This is a genomic window from Lacrimispora amygdalina (genome assembly GCF_003432035.1).
GTDB classification, from domain to species: domain Bacteria; phylum Bacillota; class Clostridia; order Lachnospirales; family Lachnospiraceae; genus Lacrimispora; species Lacrimispora amygdalina.
Genome location: NZ_QOHO01000070.1, coordinates 35,887 through 55,632 on the forward strand (window position 1 = coordinate 35,887; position 19,746 = coordinate 55,632).

The following is a 19,746-nucleotide window of genomic DNA, read 5'->3' on the forward strand; positions in this document are numbered from 1 at the left end:
CGGGAACCATGTATGAAGGGAGTTACAAATTTCTTTTATATGTGGTTCCAAGTCTATGAAAGAGGAATACGTACAGCAGGCATCAGATTCCTACATGCAGTGCTGTACCAGCGAGGTATTGACGATGAAATTCATACATATTGCAGATGTTCACTGGGGCATGAGCCCTGACAGCGATAAACCCTGGAGCCGGGAACGTTTCCAGGATATAAAGGACACCTTTTCAAAGGCCGTAAACCAGGCTAAGACTCTGGAAGCTGACTGTCTTTTTATTTCCGGTGATCTTTTTCACCGCCAGCCCCTTGCCAGAGATTTAAAAGAGGTTAATTATTTATTTTCAACCATTCCGGGAGTGCGTGTGGTCATTATTGCGGGAAATCATGACCGGATCCGTAATAACTCCGCCCTATTAAGCTTTACCTGGGCCCCAAACGTAACTTATATCATGGGAGAAGAACTGGAAAGCGTTTATTTTAAGGAGATCAATACCGAGGTCTATGGCTTCAGCTATCACTCCGTTGAGATACCGGAAAACCGCCTTGACCATTTGAAGGTTCCTAACAACGGAAGAATTCACGTCCTTTTAGGTCACGGAGGAGATGCCAATCATATCCCCTTTGATAAAGGCGCCATGTCAAGTCTGGACTTTTCCTACATCGCCATGGGACACATTCACCGCCCTGAGATACTTATTGAAAACCGTATGGCATTTGCCGGTTCTCTGGAGCCTCTGGACAAAACAGAATCTGGTCCTCACGGTATGATGGTAGGAGAGATCAATGAGGTGACCCGTATGGTAACTTCATTAAAATTCATTCCTCTCGCAAGGCTTCAGTACATCTCTCTTGCAGTCAATGTTACCCCTGCCACTACCAATACAGAACTTGCCATGAAAATTACCCAGGAAATTCAGAACCGGGGCGGTGAGAATATTTACCGGTTCCGCATACGGGGCATGAGAGATCCTGATATTACGTTTGATTTGGATATGCTTTCTGCCCGCTTTAAAATTCTGGAAATTATAGACGAGTCGGAACCACAGTATAATTTCTCCGCTCTCTTTGCCGAACACCCAAGTGACATGATCGGCTTCTTCATTCAGGCACTTCAGAAGCCTGAGATGAGCGGGGTAGAAAAAAAAGCGCTTTATTACGGAATCAATGCTTTGCTTCGTACTACGGATGAAAGGAGCTGACCCATGAAAATACTGGACATCTACATCAATGGATTTGGGAAATTCCATGGCAGGAATTTGACATTCCATGATGGTATCAACATTGTTTATGGAAAAAATGAGGCTGGAAAATCCACAATTCATACTTTTATCCGCAGCATGCTCTTTGGAATCGAACGGCAAAGAGGCAGAGCATCCAGAAATGATCTCTACTCCCGTTTTGAGCCATGGGAAAACAGCGGAACCTACGAAGGCCAGATCCGGGTAGAACATAAGGAACATATCTACCGGATCGAGCGTACCTTTCAAAAGAACAAAAAAGAATTTAAGGTGGTAGATGAAACTGCAGGACGGGAAATCGAGCCCACGAAAGCGTTTTTAGATGATCTCCTGTGCGGTTTAAGCGAAACCTCCTACATCAACACCATCAGCATCGGCCAGTTAAAAAGTGCTACTGACGAAGGCATGGTAACAGAGCTGAAAAACTATATTGCTAACTTAAATACAACGGGCAATCTCGCACTTAACATCACCAAAGCCGCCGCCTGCTTAAAGTCCCAGAGAAAAGAGCTGGAGGCCCAGATGGTGCCGGAAGCAGCACGCACCTATACCTCGTTATTAAGTGAAATCCGCAATATTGAAAAGGAGATTTCAGCCCCTGAGTATGAAAACCAGATTCAAACCTATCAGAAGCTCCGCGTGGATATGAAAACTGATTTGGAAGAACGGCAGGCAGAAAAGGAAGAGCTGATTAAAAAAGTGGCAAGAGGACGTCAGGTTCTCACAAGCAACCAGTTTACCGACCACGAATCCATTCAATCCTATTCCCAGAAGGCAAAGGAACATTATGATGATTACATGGAGGCCCAGGCAGCCTGTAACCGGAAGCCGAGAAAGATTGCTTCCGCAATTTCATTAATTATTGCAACACTTTTGCTTTGCAGCACCGGTATTATTTACTATATGGGGGAATCTAACTATTTCTCCGCGTATTATGGAGTTGATCTCATTCTGCTTCTAAGTATTTTCGTAAGCAGCGCTCTTATTTTCTATTTGATCGGCTTAATCCTTTTTCTAAGACTTCGCCATCACCTGAAGGATATGGAAATGAGCGGCAAGATACTTCAGGAAATCCTGTCCAGGCACCTAGGGGATACAGACATTTCCCCGGATTCCATACAGGCGTTTCAGAACCGCATGGCAGAATTTACCCGGCTCTGTTCTGCTGTCTCCAAATCAGAAGCTGCCATCAGTCAGAAAGCTGCTGAAATCGAAGAGCTGAATAAAAAGCTGGAAGGCTGCGGAGTAACCATTGAAATACAGCAAAAAAGCCAGTGGGAGCTGGAAAAAAAGCTGGATCATCTTTCCGGCTGTAAGACTCAGGCGGAAGGGCTGAAGCACATTCTTGCTGAAAATGACCGTATACGGGAGGAAATCTCTGCAGTAGACTTAGCACTGGAGACCATGACCAACTTATCTTCATCCATACGGGACTCTTTCGGACTTTACTTAAATAAGTCAGCTTCTGATTTAATAGCCGGAATCACAGGCGGGATCTACACCAGCATGAGCGTAGATGAGAACCTTAATATCTTCTTAAATACCAAAACAAAGCTGGTGCCTTTAGAGCAGGTCAGCAGCGGAACCATGGACCAGGTTTACCTGGCTCTTCGTCTGGCTGCTGCTACCTTAATTCAGACAGGTGATGAGAAGATGCCGTTTATTTTCGATGACAGCTTTGTCCTTTATGATGACGACAGACTTAAGACCGGTTTAAAATGGCTGTCAGCTACTTATACCAATCAGATTATTATTTTCACCTGCCACCAGAGGGAGGCGCAGATGATGACTGCCAACTTAATGCCTTATCATTTAATCGAAATATAAGAAAATCCCTGAAAGAGGTTTTAATCTCTCTCAGGGATTTTATATTAATCACGGGTTTTAACTGACCTGATTATGATTCCGATTATAGCTCCGATTACAATGCCAAAGACTGTAGGACAAATCCAGCCAAGCCCGGCCGAATATAACGGAAGCTTTATAAGCAAATCATGTAAAAATCTGGCTCCTGCCTGTTCCAATGCCAGAAGCACTCCTGTTATTCCGGTTAATCCCATGGTACAGATATAGACCGCTCTCCAGCGTTTACCATCGCGAAATGCGAAAGAAAGTATAATCAGTACAATGGATATTGGATAAAGAGCATTTAAAACCGGAACTGATATTTCCAATATCTTATTAAGTCCTGCATTGGAAATGATCAGACTGACCAGGGCGAATAAAAAAGCCCACGTCCGGTATCCTACCTTTGGTATAATGGTGCAGAAATACTTGCTGCAGCAGCTGATCAGACCGATGCAGGTGTTCAGGCATGCAATGAAAAAAACAGCTGCAAGCAAAACAAGACCGGCTTTTCCATATAAAAACTGTACCGCCTGATTTAAGGTCTGAGCACCGTTCTCCGTTACTCCGAATGCGCCACCCGTCACTGCACCTACATGAGTTAAAGCACTGTAGACCAGCAAAAGAATTCCCCCTGCAAAAAAACCGGCCCGAATGGTTTCCCGTACAACATCTGCTTCTTTCTTTATGCCCATGGCTTTAATATTAAGCGATATAATAATACCAAAATTTAAAGCTGCAATGGTATCCATGGTCATATAGCCTTCCAGAAAGCCTTTAATAAATGGTGTCTTCTGGTATGTTTCTGAAGGCTGTCCATAGGTCCCTGCCGGGTGAATAATACAACCTGCAAAGATCACTGCTATCAGAACCAAAAGTATAGGAGTCAGAATCTTACCCAGACGGTCTGTCAGCTTATCAGGTTTTAAAGCGACCACAAATGCAATGGAAAAAAACACCACAGAGTACAAAAACTGCATCAGCCCGCTTGAGCTCCCCTCCTTTAGAAAAGGAACGACTGCCATTTCAAAGGACGTACTTGCAGTTCTGGGAATGGCAAGGCATGGCCCGATGGATAAATAAATTAATAAGGTAAAAACAAATGCAAACATCGGGTGAACCCGCCCCGCCAGCTTATCCAGTCCGCCGGACTGGGCTACTGCGACGACTCCTAACACAGGAAAGCCAATTGCGGTTACAGCAAATCCTGCCACTGCAACCCAGGAAGCTGTTCCTGCTGAGGCACCTAAAAAGGGTGGAAATATCAGATTTCCCGCCCCAAAAAACATGGAGAATACGGTCAGCCCCGCTATAACTAATTTTTCTTTTGTTAACCGCTCCATAGATCCCCCTCCATTAACGGTCTCCGGCGCGGTAACGCTCCAGCAGACGGTTGATTCTGGTAGTTGGATTGAGCAGGCCGCTCAGGGAAGCATCATGGTTTAAATTGTCAATTATAAGAGCAATGTATTTGCTCATATCAACATTGATATAATAAGGTCTGGACAGAAGATCCGGTGTCTGGTATACCAGATTGGTGGTTAAAATCCTGTCGATAAGGCCATTTTCATAATATTCATCAAACTTTGCAAGACCATTGGTAAAGAGTCCGAACGTAGCGCATACAAATACTTTTCTGGCCTTTCTCCTCTTCAGCTCTTTTGCAACATCAAGCATACTTTCGCCAGAGGAGATCATGTCATCAACGATGATTACATCTTTGCCCTCCACACTGCTTCCCAGGAATTCATGAGCAACGATTGGATTGCGTCCATTTATAATCTGGGTATAATCACGCCGCTTATAGAACATACCCATATCAAGTCCCAGCACATTGGCGAAGAATACTGCACGTCCCATCCCGCCTTCGTCCGGGCTGATTACCATCATATGCTCGCTGTCAATATCCAGTTCCTTTTCTTCTTTTAATAAGTATTTGATAAACTGGTAAATTGGCTGAACAGTCTCAAAGCCTTTTAAAGGAATGGCATTCTGCACTCTGGGATCATGGGCATCAAAGGTAATAATGTTTTCCACTCCCATATTCACAAGCTCGCGAAGTGCCAAAGCACAGTCAAGTGATTCTCTTCTGGAACGCTTATGCTGACGGCTCTCATATAAGAAAGGCATGATCACATTAATACGTCTTGGTTTGCCTGCAGATGCTGCAATCACACGCTTTAAATCCTGAAAATGATCATCAGGGGACATGTGGTTGGTCATCCCGCACAGAGAACAGGTCAGACTATAGTTGCACACGTCAACCATGATATAAAGGTCGTCGCCTCGCACTGACTGCTGCAGGGTTCCTTTCGCCTCACCGGTTCCAAATCTGGGGGTGCTGGCTCCAATGATGTAAGTATCTCTCTGATAACCGGAAAAAGCGATGGTAGATTTATGTTCACTTTCCCGATCCTGTCTCCATGCTACCAGGTAATCATTCACTTTTTCTCCCAGTTCCTTGCAGCTTTTTAAAGGAATTAAGCCTAATGGTCCAACCGGAATGGTTTCTATCGTTTTCTCTTCGTAAAGCATTTGTTTCTCCTCCAACGTGTCCTTATGCAATGCAACGGTTCTTTTATATCATTATGCGCGAAAATAGTCAAGTTAATCGGATAGTTTTTTCCTGATCCTGATATCATCACCGTAGAGAGGAATCACGGTATAGCGGCTGATTAGCCTGGAGGTTACACGCTCTGTATAACGGTCTCTCAGTTCGTTAATCGGATGATTGGTGGAAATAATCGTGGACTTTAAAGAATTAAGCCGTTCATTAATGCAGTAAAAAAGTTCGGAAGAGGTAAAGCTGTTATTCAACTCTGTTCCCAGATCATCAATGATTAAAAGATCGCAGTCCAGAATGTACTGATACATTCCTTTCATATCATCTTCATCCTGATAATCAAACCGGTTTTTTGAAAACACTTCAAAGAGGTCGTTTGCAGATAAATAGATCACGGAGTAATATTTATCGATCAGTTCTTTGGCAATACAGTTTGTTAAAAACGTCTTCCCAACTCCAGTCGGTCCTGTAAACAACAGATTACCATGATCTTTGGATAGATTTTTAATGAAATTTTTACAGGTATCCGTAACCTGCATCATATACTGTTTCACTGTCCTGTTTAAAACCGGAATTACTCTGGTATCATCAAAATACTCATAGGAAAATGTATCGAAATTCTCAACTGCAATAATCTGTTCAATATTAGACTGTGCGTATAAATACTTCATCTCTGACTGACGGAAGCAGTGGCATTTAACACCCTCTGCATACCCGGTATCTTTACAGTCCTTACATAAGTACTGCATCTCCATAAAATCCGCCGGATACCCGTAGGACTTTAAAAGAACCGTCTTCTGCTCCCTCAGATCTGCAATTTCATCTCTCAGCTCTTTTAAGGCTTCCTTATCTCCGTCCAAAAGCCTTCTGGCGCAGACGACCGCTCTCGTGCTGATGGAATCATCAAGTTCCTTTATCACAGGTATCTTATTATATACTTGCGCAATCCGCTTTTCCTGTTCATGCCGGTTCTTTAACTGCTGCTGCCCATAAGCCCGCATGATGGCATCATATTGTGAATTGCTAAGTGCCATAACTACCTCCGTTCCTGTTGTGTTATCTACCGTTACTTAAGCTCCGTCAGCTGTCCAAGAATAAGGGCATCATAATCGATCTCCCGTTGAGGGAAATTCTGAAACTGGTTCTGCCCGCTTCTTCCCTTTGTGCCTGCTGCCTGCTTATATTCTCCGCCTCCTGTGCCCGCTGCCGTCTTTTGGCCTTTATCGCCTCCAGCCTTTTTCCGGTCCGCATGCTGCTCGTCCAGCCTGCGGATATCTTCCATTGTACGGGCTCCGGCTTTCTTCCAGCCTTCTATAATCTTGTCCGTATAAGGAAAGCTTGGGGAATGTGTCGCTGTCAAAGTGCGGCTGCATGCTTCCATAACCAGCTCTTTTGTAAATCCGTAAGTACGGAACCATTTATCCATATACTCCCGCTCTGAGTCACCCGGATTTCGGTCACTCAGTCCAAACGCCCTCATGACTGCAAAGGTATCCTTAGAAAAAGTAAGTGCATTATTCTTCGCATCATCTACCGTCTTAATACCCTTTTCGTGCCAGTTGATGGCTACCGTCTCAATATACCGGATGCTGGTATGTCCACCCTGTACACAATACTCGACCACATATTCTAAAAGCTCCGTTGGCATATGAAGCCCATCATAAAGATAAGCAAATACCTCACATTCTCTCTGAGTGAAAACTTTGTTCATATATTTCTGGGCAATATAAAGCAGCTGGGAAAAATCCTCGTCTCCTGCCAGCCCGCTGATCTGATCCGGAGTGTAGGATTTACGGCCTGCGGATTCCACAGGTTTCTCCTTTTTCTCTTCCGCTGCCGAGCGTCCGGAACATGCAGTCTCCGATACTGCAGAAGAAACCTGCGGCTTTGTAACGGCCTCCTCATCTAATACCCCGGCTTTTTTCCAGTAAGATAAGGCGCGCATTACATCGGCCTCTGTATGGTTTAAAGCATCGGCGATCCCGGATACGGTTACCTCTTCCCCTTCATGACGAATCAGAAACAGGTATTCTTTTATGTATTCACCATTCGCCGAGGCCATAAAATCATCTATAAATTGATTGGATATTATCGTACCATTGATCTTAAAACTGCTCTTAAAATTCACCGCCATAACCTCACCTTTTTATCATGTTCCTATCATACCACAGGTCTTTCCAAAAGAAAATAGGGGCAGTTATCCACTAAATCAATTGTGGATATTGTGGATAATGTGGAAACCAAGTATACATAATCTTGGTTTATCCACTATGATCCTGTTGAATTGCTGATAAAACCGAGATTTTTTAAATTGTGAGACGATAATTTATGTAAATTAAAAAATCCACATAGTTTCTTAACATAAAATGTTGAAAACTATGTGGATAATGTGGATAACTATAAGCCCAACAGCTTTTCTCCCACTTTTACAATGTCTCCGGCACCCATAGTTATCAACAAATCACCGTGTATACAATTTTCTAAAATAAATGTTTCAATCTCATCAAACGAGGTAATATAATGCGCTTTTACACCTTTTTTCTCTATTCTATCCACGATATCTGCAGAACTGATCCCCAGATTATCGGTTTCTCTTGCTGCATAAATTTCTGCCAGAACTACCTCATCTGCCAGAGACAGTGCATCTGCAAATTCGTCAAGAAATGCCTTTGTACGTGTATATGTATGGGGTTGGAAAACAACCCACAGTTTTTTATGGGGATAGTGCTGCGCTGTATTCAGGGTTGCGCGGATCTCCTGGGGATGATGGGCATAATCATCAATGATGGTGACGCCTCCCAGCTCCCCCTTCTTTTCAAAACGCCTGTTGGTACCTGTAAAATGTTTTAGCCCCTTTTTTACCTGATCCAGTGATATTCCAAGCTCCGCGCAAACGGCGGCAGCTGCCAGGGAATTATACACATTGTGTTCTCCGGGTACTCCAAGGGTAACCGAATCTACGACAGTGTCATCAATCTTTAAATCATAGGTGGCTCTTGCCAGATCATCGAACTGAATGGTCTCCGCCTGGTATCTGCTTCCGGCTTTCTTTCCAAACGTAATCACCCTACAGGGAAGATCACGAACGATCTCCTCGATATTTTCAATGTCGTTATTAATCACCAGCAGTCCATCCTCAGGCAGCTTCTGGGCAAACAGCCGGAAAGAGTTACGAATATCCTTGATATCTTTAAAGAAATCCAGATGATCTGCCTCTATATTTAAAATTATCTCAACAGTCGGATAAAAGGACAGAAAACTGTTGGTATATTCACAGGCTTCGGTCACAAAAAGTTCCGGACCTCCCACACGGATATTTCCCCCTATGGAGTTTAAAATTCCTCCTACGGAAATAGTGGGATCCGCATCTGCACAGAGAAGAACCTCAGTAATCATAGAGGTTGTCGTAGTTTTTCCGTGGGTTCCTGAAATCGCAATCGCATTCTCATAATTCTTCATCATCTGACCAAGCAGCTCAGCCCTGCTTAAAATGGGCAGTCCCTTTTCTTTTGCAGCTTTCAGCTCAGGATTATCAGAGTGTACTGCAGCCGTATAAACCACCACATCGATTCCTTCTGTAATATTCTCCGCACACTGTCCATACGCAATCTTTGCGCCTTTTGCTTCCAGGTGATGCGTCAGTTCCGATTCATGTGAATCTGATCCGGTTACTGTAAATCCCTCATCCATGAGAATCTCAGCCAGACCGCTCATGCTGATTCCTCCAATACCAATAAAATGAACTGCCTGCGGTTTATGAAAATCAATCTGATACATGCTTTATCCATCCTTAATTTATTGTTTTATTTATGTAACGGTTACTTCCACTTACTTTTACTGCTTTTTTCTTATAAAGTCAACCGCTTTCTTCTTTATTATATAAGAAAAATGGAAGAAAATCTACCTGTGAATCCAAACTGGAATTATGCGGCATGGTGAGATGCTCTGTTTGCAGCTGCGGCATTTTTCAAATAACATAAAAATGCACCTTACAGATTCTATGACCTGTAAAGTGCACTTTATGACATGGAAATTATGATCCGGATAATGCAAGTTATGCCCGTACAGGCATAAATCCTCTATAATCATCGTTTCCAGCCGAAGCCTCTGCTACCGATGCAATCAAATAAATCATTTCCTTATAACTTCTAAACAGCTGCTGCTGTCTGCCCTCTCTCCAGTAAATAATTCCCTGCCAGGTTGCGTGTTCATGAAATAGCACTTTAACAGAGAAAGACGCAATCTTCCCTCCTCTTCTGCAGAGCGTACATGCATCACTGGATATCAGCTGTCCATAATTCAGCCCGTACTTGGGTATATCGTCATTTTTCAGTTCATATTCCATAAATGTACCAAGAGACTTTGCCAGATCCACGGGCTCCACCTGCTGCTCTAATGTCTCAGACGGTATATTCTGGTAATTTCCTGTAAACTTTCCGGAATGGTAGGTATCAATTGCTATATGGCAGGTCGTCATAATGTTATTAACCTGCTCTTTTCTGTCATTACCGGTCAAAAGAAGGTACATGGCTAGAATCAGTTCAAGTTCACTTTCAAAAGATATCTTCACATCTCCTTCGACCCACTTTATATTCCCCTGCCAGCTTGCATAATACCGATACTGTACAAAAACACAAAAGGTCGCCAATTTTCCAGGTCTTTCTTTTTCACTGCTTTTTTTAATTTCGGGAGTAAGATCGTCTATTCCAGAAAACTGCCGCCGTTGAACCGTCTGCTTCGGACAGCCCAGCTGATCAAATATCCGATCCATATTAAAAAACATCTCCAGGAGGCTTTCAAATAATATTCCGCCAGAGCCGCTTTCATGAAATAAAATCCCTTTTATACTATTATCTTCAAATTCATCTACCGCTATTGTAAAATACCTGTCTGAATTACGAACCACACTCATTCTTCCAACTGTCATCCCTTCACCATAGTCTTTCATTTGTAAATTTATTATATAAAAAAACGGTTACATTTCGGTTACATAACATTGTTTTAGATAATTATATTTTATCACATGTAACTGATGAATGAAATAGAAAATATAAACAAAAAACTCCCGACTTTAACTGGGTCAGGAGTTCCTAAATTTGTGATCTTCTATCAGACTGTTTCTGAAAAGAAACGATCAAATATAAGATATTTATACCTGTTAAGAACACCCAGCAATATATTCCCCAATACTCCAATTGCAAGAATCTCCCCAATACCAACCGTGACCATCGCATACCATATCATATCCGGTGAGCCGTAAGCATAACGAAGAACCCATGGAATAATAACAACATTGGACAAAATAGGCGGTATACATACCAGCCATTTATTCCCCCGGAGTTTATAGGCTCCAACCGCACCAATCAGCGTGGCCAGACTGCCAAAAATCACATCAAGTGCAGCTGCTCCGCACAGGAGATTAGACAGAAAACAACCGATAAATAATCCGGGAATTGCAGCTGGGGTAAAGTAGGGAAGGATACAAAGCATTTCCGAAACACGAAACTGGACTGGTCCGAAGCTGATGGGGGCAAATGCCATGGTCAGCACCGTGTAGATTGCAGCAATCACTGCAGAAAAAACAATGAAATGGGTTTTCACTGATGATTTGTGATTCATATTTTTTTCTCCTCTAGTTTTGTTTTAGGTGTGGAAGGTCTCGAACACACCGGTCTTTGTTGTGAAAGCCCTCTATTTTACAAGGAATTTCACGGCCTTATTATTGTCTTTCGGGTACTAAAAGCAGGGAGTTGACATAACTTTCAACAATTATGCCTCAGATATGCTTTAACCACCTTATTTTCAAATTCCTCAGACTGCTACAGTATACCATTACCCTGTGGATTTATCAAGTGGCTCTATTCGGTATTTCTTATAGACATTCCACTTAGTGTTTGGTATATCACTTTGGCGTCATATGATACTACTGAGATACATGGTTTCCCTGACTGCCAGTAGTTTATAAATCCTTTCTATAATACCTTTGAAAAGATTGAAGTACATTTAATTGTAATTTTTCCTTCTCATTTAAATTTCCCATAAAATAATCTTCACAAAGTCGTTTATCTTCCTCAACTGGTCTGGAATAATCAGCTTTAACATCTGTTTTTACATTTTGGCTAAATGTATTCACTGTACTATCCACTCTATTCATGAAAGCATTCCAATTTTTTTCAGACATATTAATACTACCTTTACGGTCATTTTCTAAGTCCGCATTAATTTTTTCCATTATTTTTAATTTCCAATTCAATACTTCATTTCTAAATGCTTCTGTTCCCGATTTTTTTGATGATACGTCGGTATGACAGTATTTATTCAACCCAGCTATTTCCATAATAATTTTCATCCTCCACTCTGTCTTTCTATATAAATTATAACCAATCTTTTCTGGGTTCACAATCACTATTTATGAAATTTCCGTGACACGCTCTGACACAACTCTGTATAAGCCATATCAACCCCCTGGCTTAATTTTTCATCCACCACTCCTTAGGAATTGTGTCCAATTCAATAATACAATTGATCTGGTGAGACAGCACATCTTTTGTCACATCAAAAATAGCTTTCGAATTACATAAAATGCAGGCTGCATCCCCAAAAGAAGACTTAACTGCTGCACCTCTTTCATAGAAAGCCTGTTCCAGTTTTGTGTAATTTTCTGAGATATGATCCGTGACAGAATTATAATGGCGGTGCATAAAGGAAGGCTTTATCCGACCGTCAGGCATAATGATCTTAAAATATGTGGGCTCCTTAGTCAGTCGATCCGGCACATCTAAATGTTCTTCCACACAGTGAATAAAGGTATTTCTCTCATGCCCCACTCCAAGAAGCAGAATTTTACCGTTTCTTCCTTTTAAGCGATCATAGCACCCTCCTGGAGGGCAGGGCGTTGTTCGATTTTCTTCTCCTTCAATAAATGCTTCACTATCCTTTCCGTACACAGCTACACTATGGGTCGGATGAAGCGAACGAAGCACACCTTTCCGTTTCATGAAAAGATTGGGTAAAATTCCCACACAGGCGGGCTCAATCCTGGGATCAAATACATTATGATATTCCGACATGGAAAACCATGTATGAGTTGGCAGTATCAGAAGACCTTCACACAGGTATTCCATAAAGGCATCCAGTACGGTATCCGCTCCACCTTCAACCTCTCCGATTGCCTTCAAGGATGAATGCACCAGTAATGTATCAAAAGGCTCTATTCCCATTTCCTTTAGATTTTGTTTCAGATTTTGTTTTGTAAACATAATGATACCTTTCTTATCCCAAATCCATTAATAGTTTTATATCTACAATCATAAGGGAACCGCCGGTATTTTGCAAGCTACTATGATTCATACCACGGAACCACCACTGTTATCGAACTGGAATATAAAGATCAACTTCAGAATCTGGGTGATCGTAGCCCAGAAATCTGTTATCATAGAGTTCAAAGTCCTCCCTCCAGTCCAATTCCTCTTCGGTTGATAAAAACCATGTTCCCCAGATATATTCAAACGTCTGAGGCAGCATACTTAAGCTTCCCCTGTGAGTGAACACGGCATACTTTCCTGCTGGCAGAACCTTTCTGACAAATTTCGATGGCAAGCCTTCAAAAGAATGTACTTCATAGCCTGCAACCTCCGTAAATAAAACCCAGTCATTCATAGTATAAAGTGTGTTTTCATTGCAGGCTTCGCAGATGCCAAAACCTCTGCCTCCCTCCACCAGATTCGGAATTTCATGATACATTCGGTTTGCATTATTCCAAAGATCTCTTAGTTTTATATCGGACAGTGTAGTCTCTCCCCGAATTCCTGCTACTTTAATCTCAGGTATGGTTACAATTTTGGGGTGAACGGTTACGTTAGAAATCAGATGTTGTAAAAGTCCCTGATCCAATCGTTCTTTTGCTCCCACATACGCATCCAGCCGATTAATGCGATATGTCTGCGGGCTTACCCGATATATTGCTTTAAAAGCCCGGCTGAATGCTTCTGATGATTCAAAACCACTGTCTACAGCAATATCAATGATTCTCTCATCTGTATATAACAGACGCTTTGCCCCATCGGCCAGGCGGCGTTTTTTAATGTAACTTCCTATTGTTTCACCCAGAAGAGAAAAGAACTGCCGGTTGAGATGATAGTAAGAATAACCGGCAGCCCTGGCCACATCTTCTACACGAATGTCTTCTCTTAAATTGGCTTCTATATAAATCACTGCCCGTTCCAGCGACTTTCGGTAGTCCATGTCAAATTTCTCTCCTTTTTCAATCTAACGGCTGATAAGTATAAATAACCGGATCTGCTTTTTCAAAATTTAATCCGATTTCCCTGACCGTTTCTTTCATATCATCACTTACAAGAAATCGTTCCCAGCCATTTTCTTCTCTTCCGCCCCAGCAGATATCGATGGATCTGTCTGCCGGAGACAAGATCATGCTCTTAGTGGTTCCAAAATATTCTTCATAATAATGGGTGCATAATCCCTCAGGATATTTTGACAAAAGCATATTTTTTAACTGGTCCCTTGTTATTTCAGAGGCTCCAGTCAGTTTTCTTGTAATATAATCATAACGCTTTGCCGAGTGGACAAATGCTTTGGGCTCATAAGGTACTAATTCAGGTAATACCGGGTGATTGGTAGCGTGTAAAAACTGTTGAGATGAGTCAGCATCCAGCTTTTTAAATGCTAATCTTCCATCCACCGTCTCTACCAAGGCGGTATTACCAGCCTGATCAAGAAGTATTAAATTTAAGTTATAGGCGATGGGCATATTCCTGATATACTGAAGACCATCACTTACATCTTTACAATTCTCCAATAAGGCACGAATAACTGCCCAGAACTGAAGGCCTTTAATTCTGGGTTCCCTCATATACGCCATTGCACCAACGGGAAATCCACAGGAACTCATAGTCACCGCCAGCCCATGTTCATTAATACCATCATCTCTGCCAAAGAATAGTACACTCGTGCCAATATGTGCAAACTTTCCTTTTATTTTAGTTTTCACAAGACAGAAATCTTCGGCTTCATGATGAAACTCATAGTTCCGGGCAAGGAGCGGCTTATGCTCTGCTGTTATGGATGGCAGCAGTGCCATATGGCTGCAGCGGGGCAGCAGATAAGTCATTCCATAGAAGAAAATTTGATCTGCATTCACCTGCAATGCGTCTGCAAATCCTTGAATTTCCTCAGTTAGTCCGGGGCACCATTGATCAAACAGTTTCTGTGCCTCCTTGAAATCATCTGTTCCAAAACCTTCCACCGATTGGGTATGGAGTGCTTTTAGTTGGGGAATCTCTCCCATAATCCTGCCCATCTGGTAACCCGTTTCGTAATTTGTGCCTTTTAAATTCATGGTATAAGCTGATACATTATTCATATTCTTAATCCTCCTGTTCTGAATTTAGTTTAATCAGACAGGCGGAATTTTACATGATATTTTCTGCTCTTTTTATATAACTCAGTTACAACACAAATTAGCTTCCCGCACCTTAACATATACAATATACCACCTTTGATTTTATTATACTATTCCCCCGTAATTAATAATTTATAATCTTCCCTCTGTTTCGAACATATGTTCTAATATAATCATAACACCAACACCTTATGAAGTCAATAGTAAATCTAAAATCTAAAATAATCAAAAACATTGTTGACATTATGCCTACACAGTGTTATTATTTGTACACACACCACCAACAACTTTAATAAAAATACAATCTTCTAAATACTCCCCATTTTATTATCTATCATTCTTCTCTCCTGTTTCATGATAATCTGACCTGTTAACTGCCGGCAGATGAAAAACGAAAAGGAGAACCATTCAATATGAAATCATTTCAGAAACCAACCATACCAACAAGAGAAGAATTTCACAGATTCTATGCGGGTGAAATTAATGTCCGTGATTTCTGTACCGAACGTACAAATCAGCGCCGGATCCCCCCATATACACCAGAAGAACGCAAAGTTCAGTCAGACAGGGCCCAGATGACGGACAAACATACCACTTAGAACAAGAATACTATAAGAGATACTACTTTTAATATTTAAATCAGCATGATTAAAGGGGGAAAATAAATTGGCCAGAGAACAATCCTGTCACAAATTTATATATAAACTGCAAAGCAGGCGATTAGCCAAGGCAGGCTGGAATTTGACACTGCCTCTTTCTACCGCACTTAATAATAAAAGTGATGTGGTAGCTACAGGAGACAGCCAGCTGCTGCGTTGGATCCTGGAATTGAACGGTAGTGAGGATTTAGACAGCGAGGTTAATTCTGTTAAGCTGCATTTAAAAGAACTGAAAAAAGCGAAAAAAAGCGATGATTCTAAAAAAAAGATAAAAGACTTATACAAGAAATTATATGACCTTCAATATCAGAAAGACTGCCTTTATTTAATCATGAATTCCAGTAAGGATTATCATAGAGCAAACAAAGGATTTTCTATTAATGGAACCAGTTACCACAGACTTCTCGGCACCAACGGTGGTGTCAAAAAGTCTACAATAACCTATGTAAGTGATCGGATTTACGAAGAAATAAAAAAACGGATGGATAATGGGAGAGATTTAAATAAAAAGCTGATTCCTGCCAAACTGGAAGCCTACCAGGCTCTGATCTGCAGCGGCTCTATTCCCGTATCCATGCCCCGCATGGTGGTTGTAAAGGATTGTTATGTGTCATGGAAAGAAGACGTAATTCTTATACGGGATGAGGCTTTAGAAGAACCACACATGTCATATGAAAAAAATTACGAAATTAACTATTGTGATTCCGACGGCTACGGTCTTATGTCTCCGGAATATTCTAAGCTCGTAAACAAAGAGCTGAACGGAGATTATGCAGAAGTAAAGACCATTACCGGTATTAATACACGCTTTGCATGGACCAAAGGGATGCTATTTACATTTGATTTTGTAGAGTTTGCCCGGAAGATCAATCATGGAAACTATATGATTTCTGATGCCTGGGGGACGCTTCGGGATGTCCGGGACTATGATGTAATACTTACTACCTCAATGGTGAAACTCTGGGATTCCTATGAGAGTCTGGAACATTTTCTCCGCTGCTCCATGGAAAACCACTATCAGTTTTCCGTATCAAAAACAACACCTCTCAGGCTGGAACATGTAAGAAATGCTAATTATCAGTTTCTTCAGACCTATGAATTTACAGATGAAGAAATCAGTCTGCTCTGTAAACCTACCATAGAGGAGCTGAAAGGCGCCCTTTGCATGGACTGGGGAAAAACCCTGGTTTTCTTAAAGGGAATGTATTTGGAGGATGATCAAATGGAGGGCCTAAACAATGATTTTGTTAAAGCCCTCATGATTGATCCCAAAATGATGGATGATCCCTTTATACTTAATAAGGTTTATGGAATGATTAAAAAAAGAATCCAGATGGCCGCCAAAGGCTCCATTCAGCTTTCCGGCAATTACGCCATCGTATCCGGCGACCTTTATTCCCTGGCTCAGTCAATCTTTGGGCTGCCGGTTACCGGCCTTTTAAAACAGGGAGAAGTCTATCACAGATACTGGCGTCAGAAAGGGGTAAAAGAAATTGCCTGCTTTCGCGCTCCCATGACCTGCCACAACAACATTCGGAAACGTTCCGTGGTTCACAGCGAAGAAATGGATTACTGGTATCAGTATAATCAGACCGGAATGATTCTTAATTCATGGGATTCTACCTGCGATGCTTTAAATGGAGCAGATAAAGACAGTGACAGCTTTTTTACTACTGATAACAAAATCATTTTAAAAAATACCAGAGACGTTCCTGCCATTGAATGTGTTCAGAGGCAGGCAGAAAAGATTATTCCAGACGAGCCGGCTCTTGTCAAAGCCAATCTACTGGCTTTTGGTGATGAAATCGGATCTACAACCAACAAAATCACCTCTATGATTGAACTTCAGTCCAGTTTTAAAAAGGGAAGTCCGGAATACATGGCTCTTGAATACAGAATCATGTGCGGACAGCACTACCAGCAAAATTCCATTGATAAGGCAAAGGGGATTTTATCAAAGCCAATGCCCAGATACTGGTATGATAAATCAGCCTGCCGCCAGCTTCCTGAAACAACGGAAGAAGAAAAGGAATTCAAGAATCTTTGTTTTAACATAGCAGCTGAAAAAAAGCCTTATTTCATGAGATACATATACCCAGATCTTATGAATGAATATAAGAAATACACCACTGACAGCAATAAGAAATGCATCCGGCGCTTTCAAATGCCGCTTAAAGAGCTGGAACAAATTCAGGATTATACTCCTGAACAGGGGGAATTTCTGGAATACCATAAGAAATTTATGCCAACCGGAAATAATCTCTGTACCATCAACCGGATCTGCCTCCTGTTTGAAGAAACATTTGGTCAATTTCTTACCGACCGTAAAAATGAAGCCTGCTTTGATTACTCTGTCTTAAAATGCGGAATGAATTACCAGAAAAGTGATTATCGAAAAATCGAGAATATAAAAAAAGAATATGACGATTCCATGAAGCTCTATCATCAGACAGCCAAAGCCATGCGTCTGGATAAAGAAGAGATGGCTGCAAACCGGACTATAATGCTGATGAAATTCCGCTCAGCATGCGAATCCATTTGTCCCAATGCATTGGAATTATGTGAAATTCTTTTAGATATGTGCTATACCACCAATAAATCCAAACAATTTGTATGGGATGTCTGCGGGGATACCATAATACAGACTCTTCTCAAAAAAAATAATTATATCATCCATTATCCCGAACTGACAGAAACTAAGGGGGATTTTGAATTTGGAGGAGAGTCATTCATTATGAAAGAAAAGAGATTAAGAGAGGATGAATTACTTTGATAATTTTAAATGAAAAAGATTATGTGGAACAATTACTTATGTCAGATCAGATCGATTTTTCAAAACCGTATCAGATTCTCAGCATTCTGGCCCGCTATTACTGCCATATCTGCGGCTGCAATGGAGAAGAACTGATAAAACTGCTTCAGGACTTTATGGAACATCATTACCCCAGATATAATCCTATGGACTGGACAAACAGCATCGAAACCTGCGCGGAGCGGGCATCAAAATATCCTCTCTGCCAATGCGACGGCATCTGGATTACTGTAAATGAGCTGGATGTTATCAATCAGATGAAGGACAAGGTTTTGGAGCGTCTGGCATTTACCCTCTTATGCCTGGCTAAGTATCACAATTTCAAAAATAAAAATAATCAGAACTGGGTAAATAATCCGGACAGCGAGATTTACAGGCTTGCCTGTATTACCACCACTTCTTATGATAAAGATATTCGCTTTCATAAGCTAAAGGAGTCAGGTCTGATTGATTTTGCCAAAAAAATCGATAATCTAAGCATTAAGGTATTATTTATTGATGATGATTCTGAGAAACGTCTCTTCATTACAGATTTCCGTAAACTGGGTTATGAGTGGAGACGCTACAAGGGGGAGGACTATATAAGATGTACCGGCTGCGGTATTTTAGTCAGAAGAACTTCTATTAATAAGAAATACTGCAAAGATTGTGCAGGTAAGAATCCCTACTACACTCCGGTAGGAATAAAAACCATTACCTGTATGGACTGCGGGAAAATTTTTAACGCAGATGCGGCAAGCAGGGAATGCAGATGTGAATCATGTAAAACCTCACACCGCAAAGAACTTCAGAAGATGAAAATGAGGCGTTACCGTAACAAAACTACAGTGTAGACCCGGTTCATTTTAATTCGCAATTGTCAGAAAGTGCTTAAAATCCCTTGTATTATAAGAGCAAAACAAGAACATGTGTTCGATTGTAATTTTTCTAATATGGAAAGGTAACGATTAAAATTCCTTTCTCATAAAACTCCTTGTCACCGGTGGTCTGATCGCATTCTTGCTGTCAGACTACCGTTCACTTATACAGTTATAAATCTACGAATGAAACCTGTTTATTTCGTACTTTGTACAGAAAATATCTTAACAGGTGGAGGATTGATTGTTTCTCCACAATTCAAATTTACCATAAACCCAAGAGGAGTTATGGTGTCTTTATATAAATGCTTATTAACAATAAAAAGGAGAATTCTAGTGTGAAAGAAAGTAGAGG

Annotated in this window: 16 protein-coding genes; 5 read left to right on the plus strand and 11 right to left on the minus strand. The window is 41.3% G+C overall.

Annotation, left to right across the window (positions count from 1 at the left end; translation table 11 throughout):
- Positions 1-124 precede the first annotated feature (124 nt).
- Positions 125-1,195 carry a metallophosphoesterase family protein gene (locus DS742_RS20635; protein WP_117418864.1) on the plus strand — a complete coding sequence of 357 codons (1,071 nt, stop codon included), beginning with the start codon at positions 125-127 and terminating at the stop codon, positions 1,193-1,195.
- Between the two features lie 3 nt (positions 1,196-1,198).
- Positions 1,199-3,061, plus strand: coding sequence for an ATP-binding protein (locus DS742_RS20640; RefSeq protein WP_117418846.1), 1,863 nt, complete (start codon positions 1,199-1,201; stop codon positions 3,059-3,061).
- A gap of 44 nt (positions 3,062-3,105) precedes the next feature.
- Here the strand turns inward: DS742_RS20640 and brnQ are convergent, their stop codons facing one another.
- The 11 genes from brnQ to DS742_RS20695 form a co-directional block, all read right to left on the minus strand.
- The gene (brnQ, locus tag DS742_RS20645; protein ID WP_117418847.1) at positions 3,106-4,422 is read right to left on the minus strand and encodes a branched-chain amino acid transport system II carrier protein; all 1,317 of its coding nucleotides are present in this window, start codon (positions 4,420-4,422) and stop codon (positions 3,106-3,108) included.
- A 13-nt stretch (positions 4,423-4,435) separates the two neighbouring features.
- A complete protein-coding gene (locus tag DS742_RS20650) occupies positions 4,436-5,614 on the minus strand; it encodes a ribose-phosphate pyrophosphokinase (protein WP_117418848.1) in 1,179 nt (392 codons plus the stop codon).
- A gap of 72 nt (positions 5,615-5,686) precedes the next feature.
- Positions 5,687-6,676: an ATP-binding protein gene (locus tag DS742_RS20655; RefSeq protein WP_117418849.1), complete on the minus strand. Its 990-nt coding sequence runs from the start codon at positions 6,674-6,676 to the stop codon at positions 5,687-5,689.
- Positions 6,677-6,708: 32 nt separating this feature from the next.
- Positions 6,709-7,776, minus strand: a complete 1,068-nt coding sequence (locus DS742_RS20660) for a DnaD domain protein (RefSeq protein WP_117418850.1) — start codon at positions 7,774-7,776, stop codon at positions 6,709-6,711.
- Positions 7,777-8,039: 263 nt separating this feature from the next.
- The gene (murC, locus tag DS742_RS20665) at positions 8,040-9,419 is read right to left on the minus strand and encodes a UDP-N-acetylmuramate--L-alanine ligase (protein WP_117418851.1); all 1,380 of its coding nucleotides are present in this window, start codon (positions 9,417-9,419) and stop codon (positions 8,040-8,042) included.
- A gap of 277 nt (positions 9,420-9,696) precedes the next feature.
- Positions 9,697-10,569, minus strand: coding sequence for a hypothetical protein (locus tag DS742_RS29580; protein WP_242996657.1), 873 nt, complete (start codon positions 10,567-10,569; stop codon positions 9,697-9,699).
- Positions 10,570-10,751: 182 nt separating this feature from the next.
- A complete protein-coding gene (locus DS742_RS20675) occupies positions 10,752-11,261 on the minus strand; it encodes a QueT transporter family protein (RefSeq protein WP_117418852.1) in 510 nt (169 codons plus the stop codon).
- A gap of 340 nt (positions 11,262-11,601) precedes the next feature.
- Complete coding sequence (locus tag DS742_RS20680; RefSeq protein ID WP_117418853.1) at positions 11,602-11,979, minus strand: hypothetical protein; 378 nt, start codon at positions 11,977-11,979, stop codon at positions 11,602-11,604.
- Positions 11,980-12,112: 133 nt separating this feature from the next.
- Positions 12,113-12,901 carry an AAC(3) family N-acetyltransferase gene (locus DS742_RS20685; RefSeq protein WP_117418854.1) on the minus strand — a complete coding sequence of 263 codons (789 nt, stop codon included), beginning with the start codon at positions 12,899-12,901 and terminating at the stop codon, positions 12,113-12,115.
- A gap of 109 nt (positions 12,902-13,010) precedes the next feature.
- On the minus strand, positions 13,011-13,886 hold the full coding sequence (locus DS742_RS20690; RefSeq protein WP_117418855.1) for an AraC family transcriptional regulator: 876 nt from the start codon (positions 13,884-13,886) through the stop codon (positions 13,011-13,013).
- A gap of 19 nt (positions 13,887-13,905) precedes the next feature.
- Positions 13,906-15,024, minus strand: coding sequence for a C45 family autoproteolytic acyltransferase/hydrolase (locus tag DS742_RS20695; RefSeq protein ID WP_117418856.1), 1,119 nt, complete (start codon positions 15,022-15,024; stop codon positions 13,906-13,908).
- 452 nt (positions 15,025-15,476) lie between these two features.
- Between DS742_RS20695 and DS742_RS20700 the strand changes: the two genes are divergently transcribed.
- From DS742_RS20700 to DS742_RS20710, 3 genes are all read left to right on the plus strand, one after another.
- Entirely contained in the window at positions 15,477-15,662 is a 186-nt protein-coding gene (locus DS742_RS20700) for a hypothetical protein (protein WP_117418857.1), read from the plus strand.
- Positions 15,663-15,729: 67 nt separating this feature from the next.
- On the plus strand, positions 15,730-18,495 hold the full coding sequence (locus DS742_RS20705; RefSeq protein WP_117418858.1) for an RNA dependent RNA polymerase: 2,766 nt from the start codon (positions 15,730-15,732) through the stop codon (positions 18,493-18,495).
- The gene (locus DS742_RS20710; protein ID WP_117418859.1) at positions 18,492-19,367 is read left to right on the plus strand and encodes a hypothetical protein; all 876 of its coding nucleotides are present in this window, start codon (positions 18,492-18,494) and stop codon (positions 19,365-19,367) included. Before DS742_RS20705 ends, DS742_RS20710 begins: the two co-directional genes overlap by 4 nt.
- Positions 19,368-19,746: the final 379 nt, after the last annotated feature.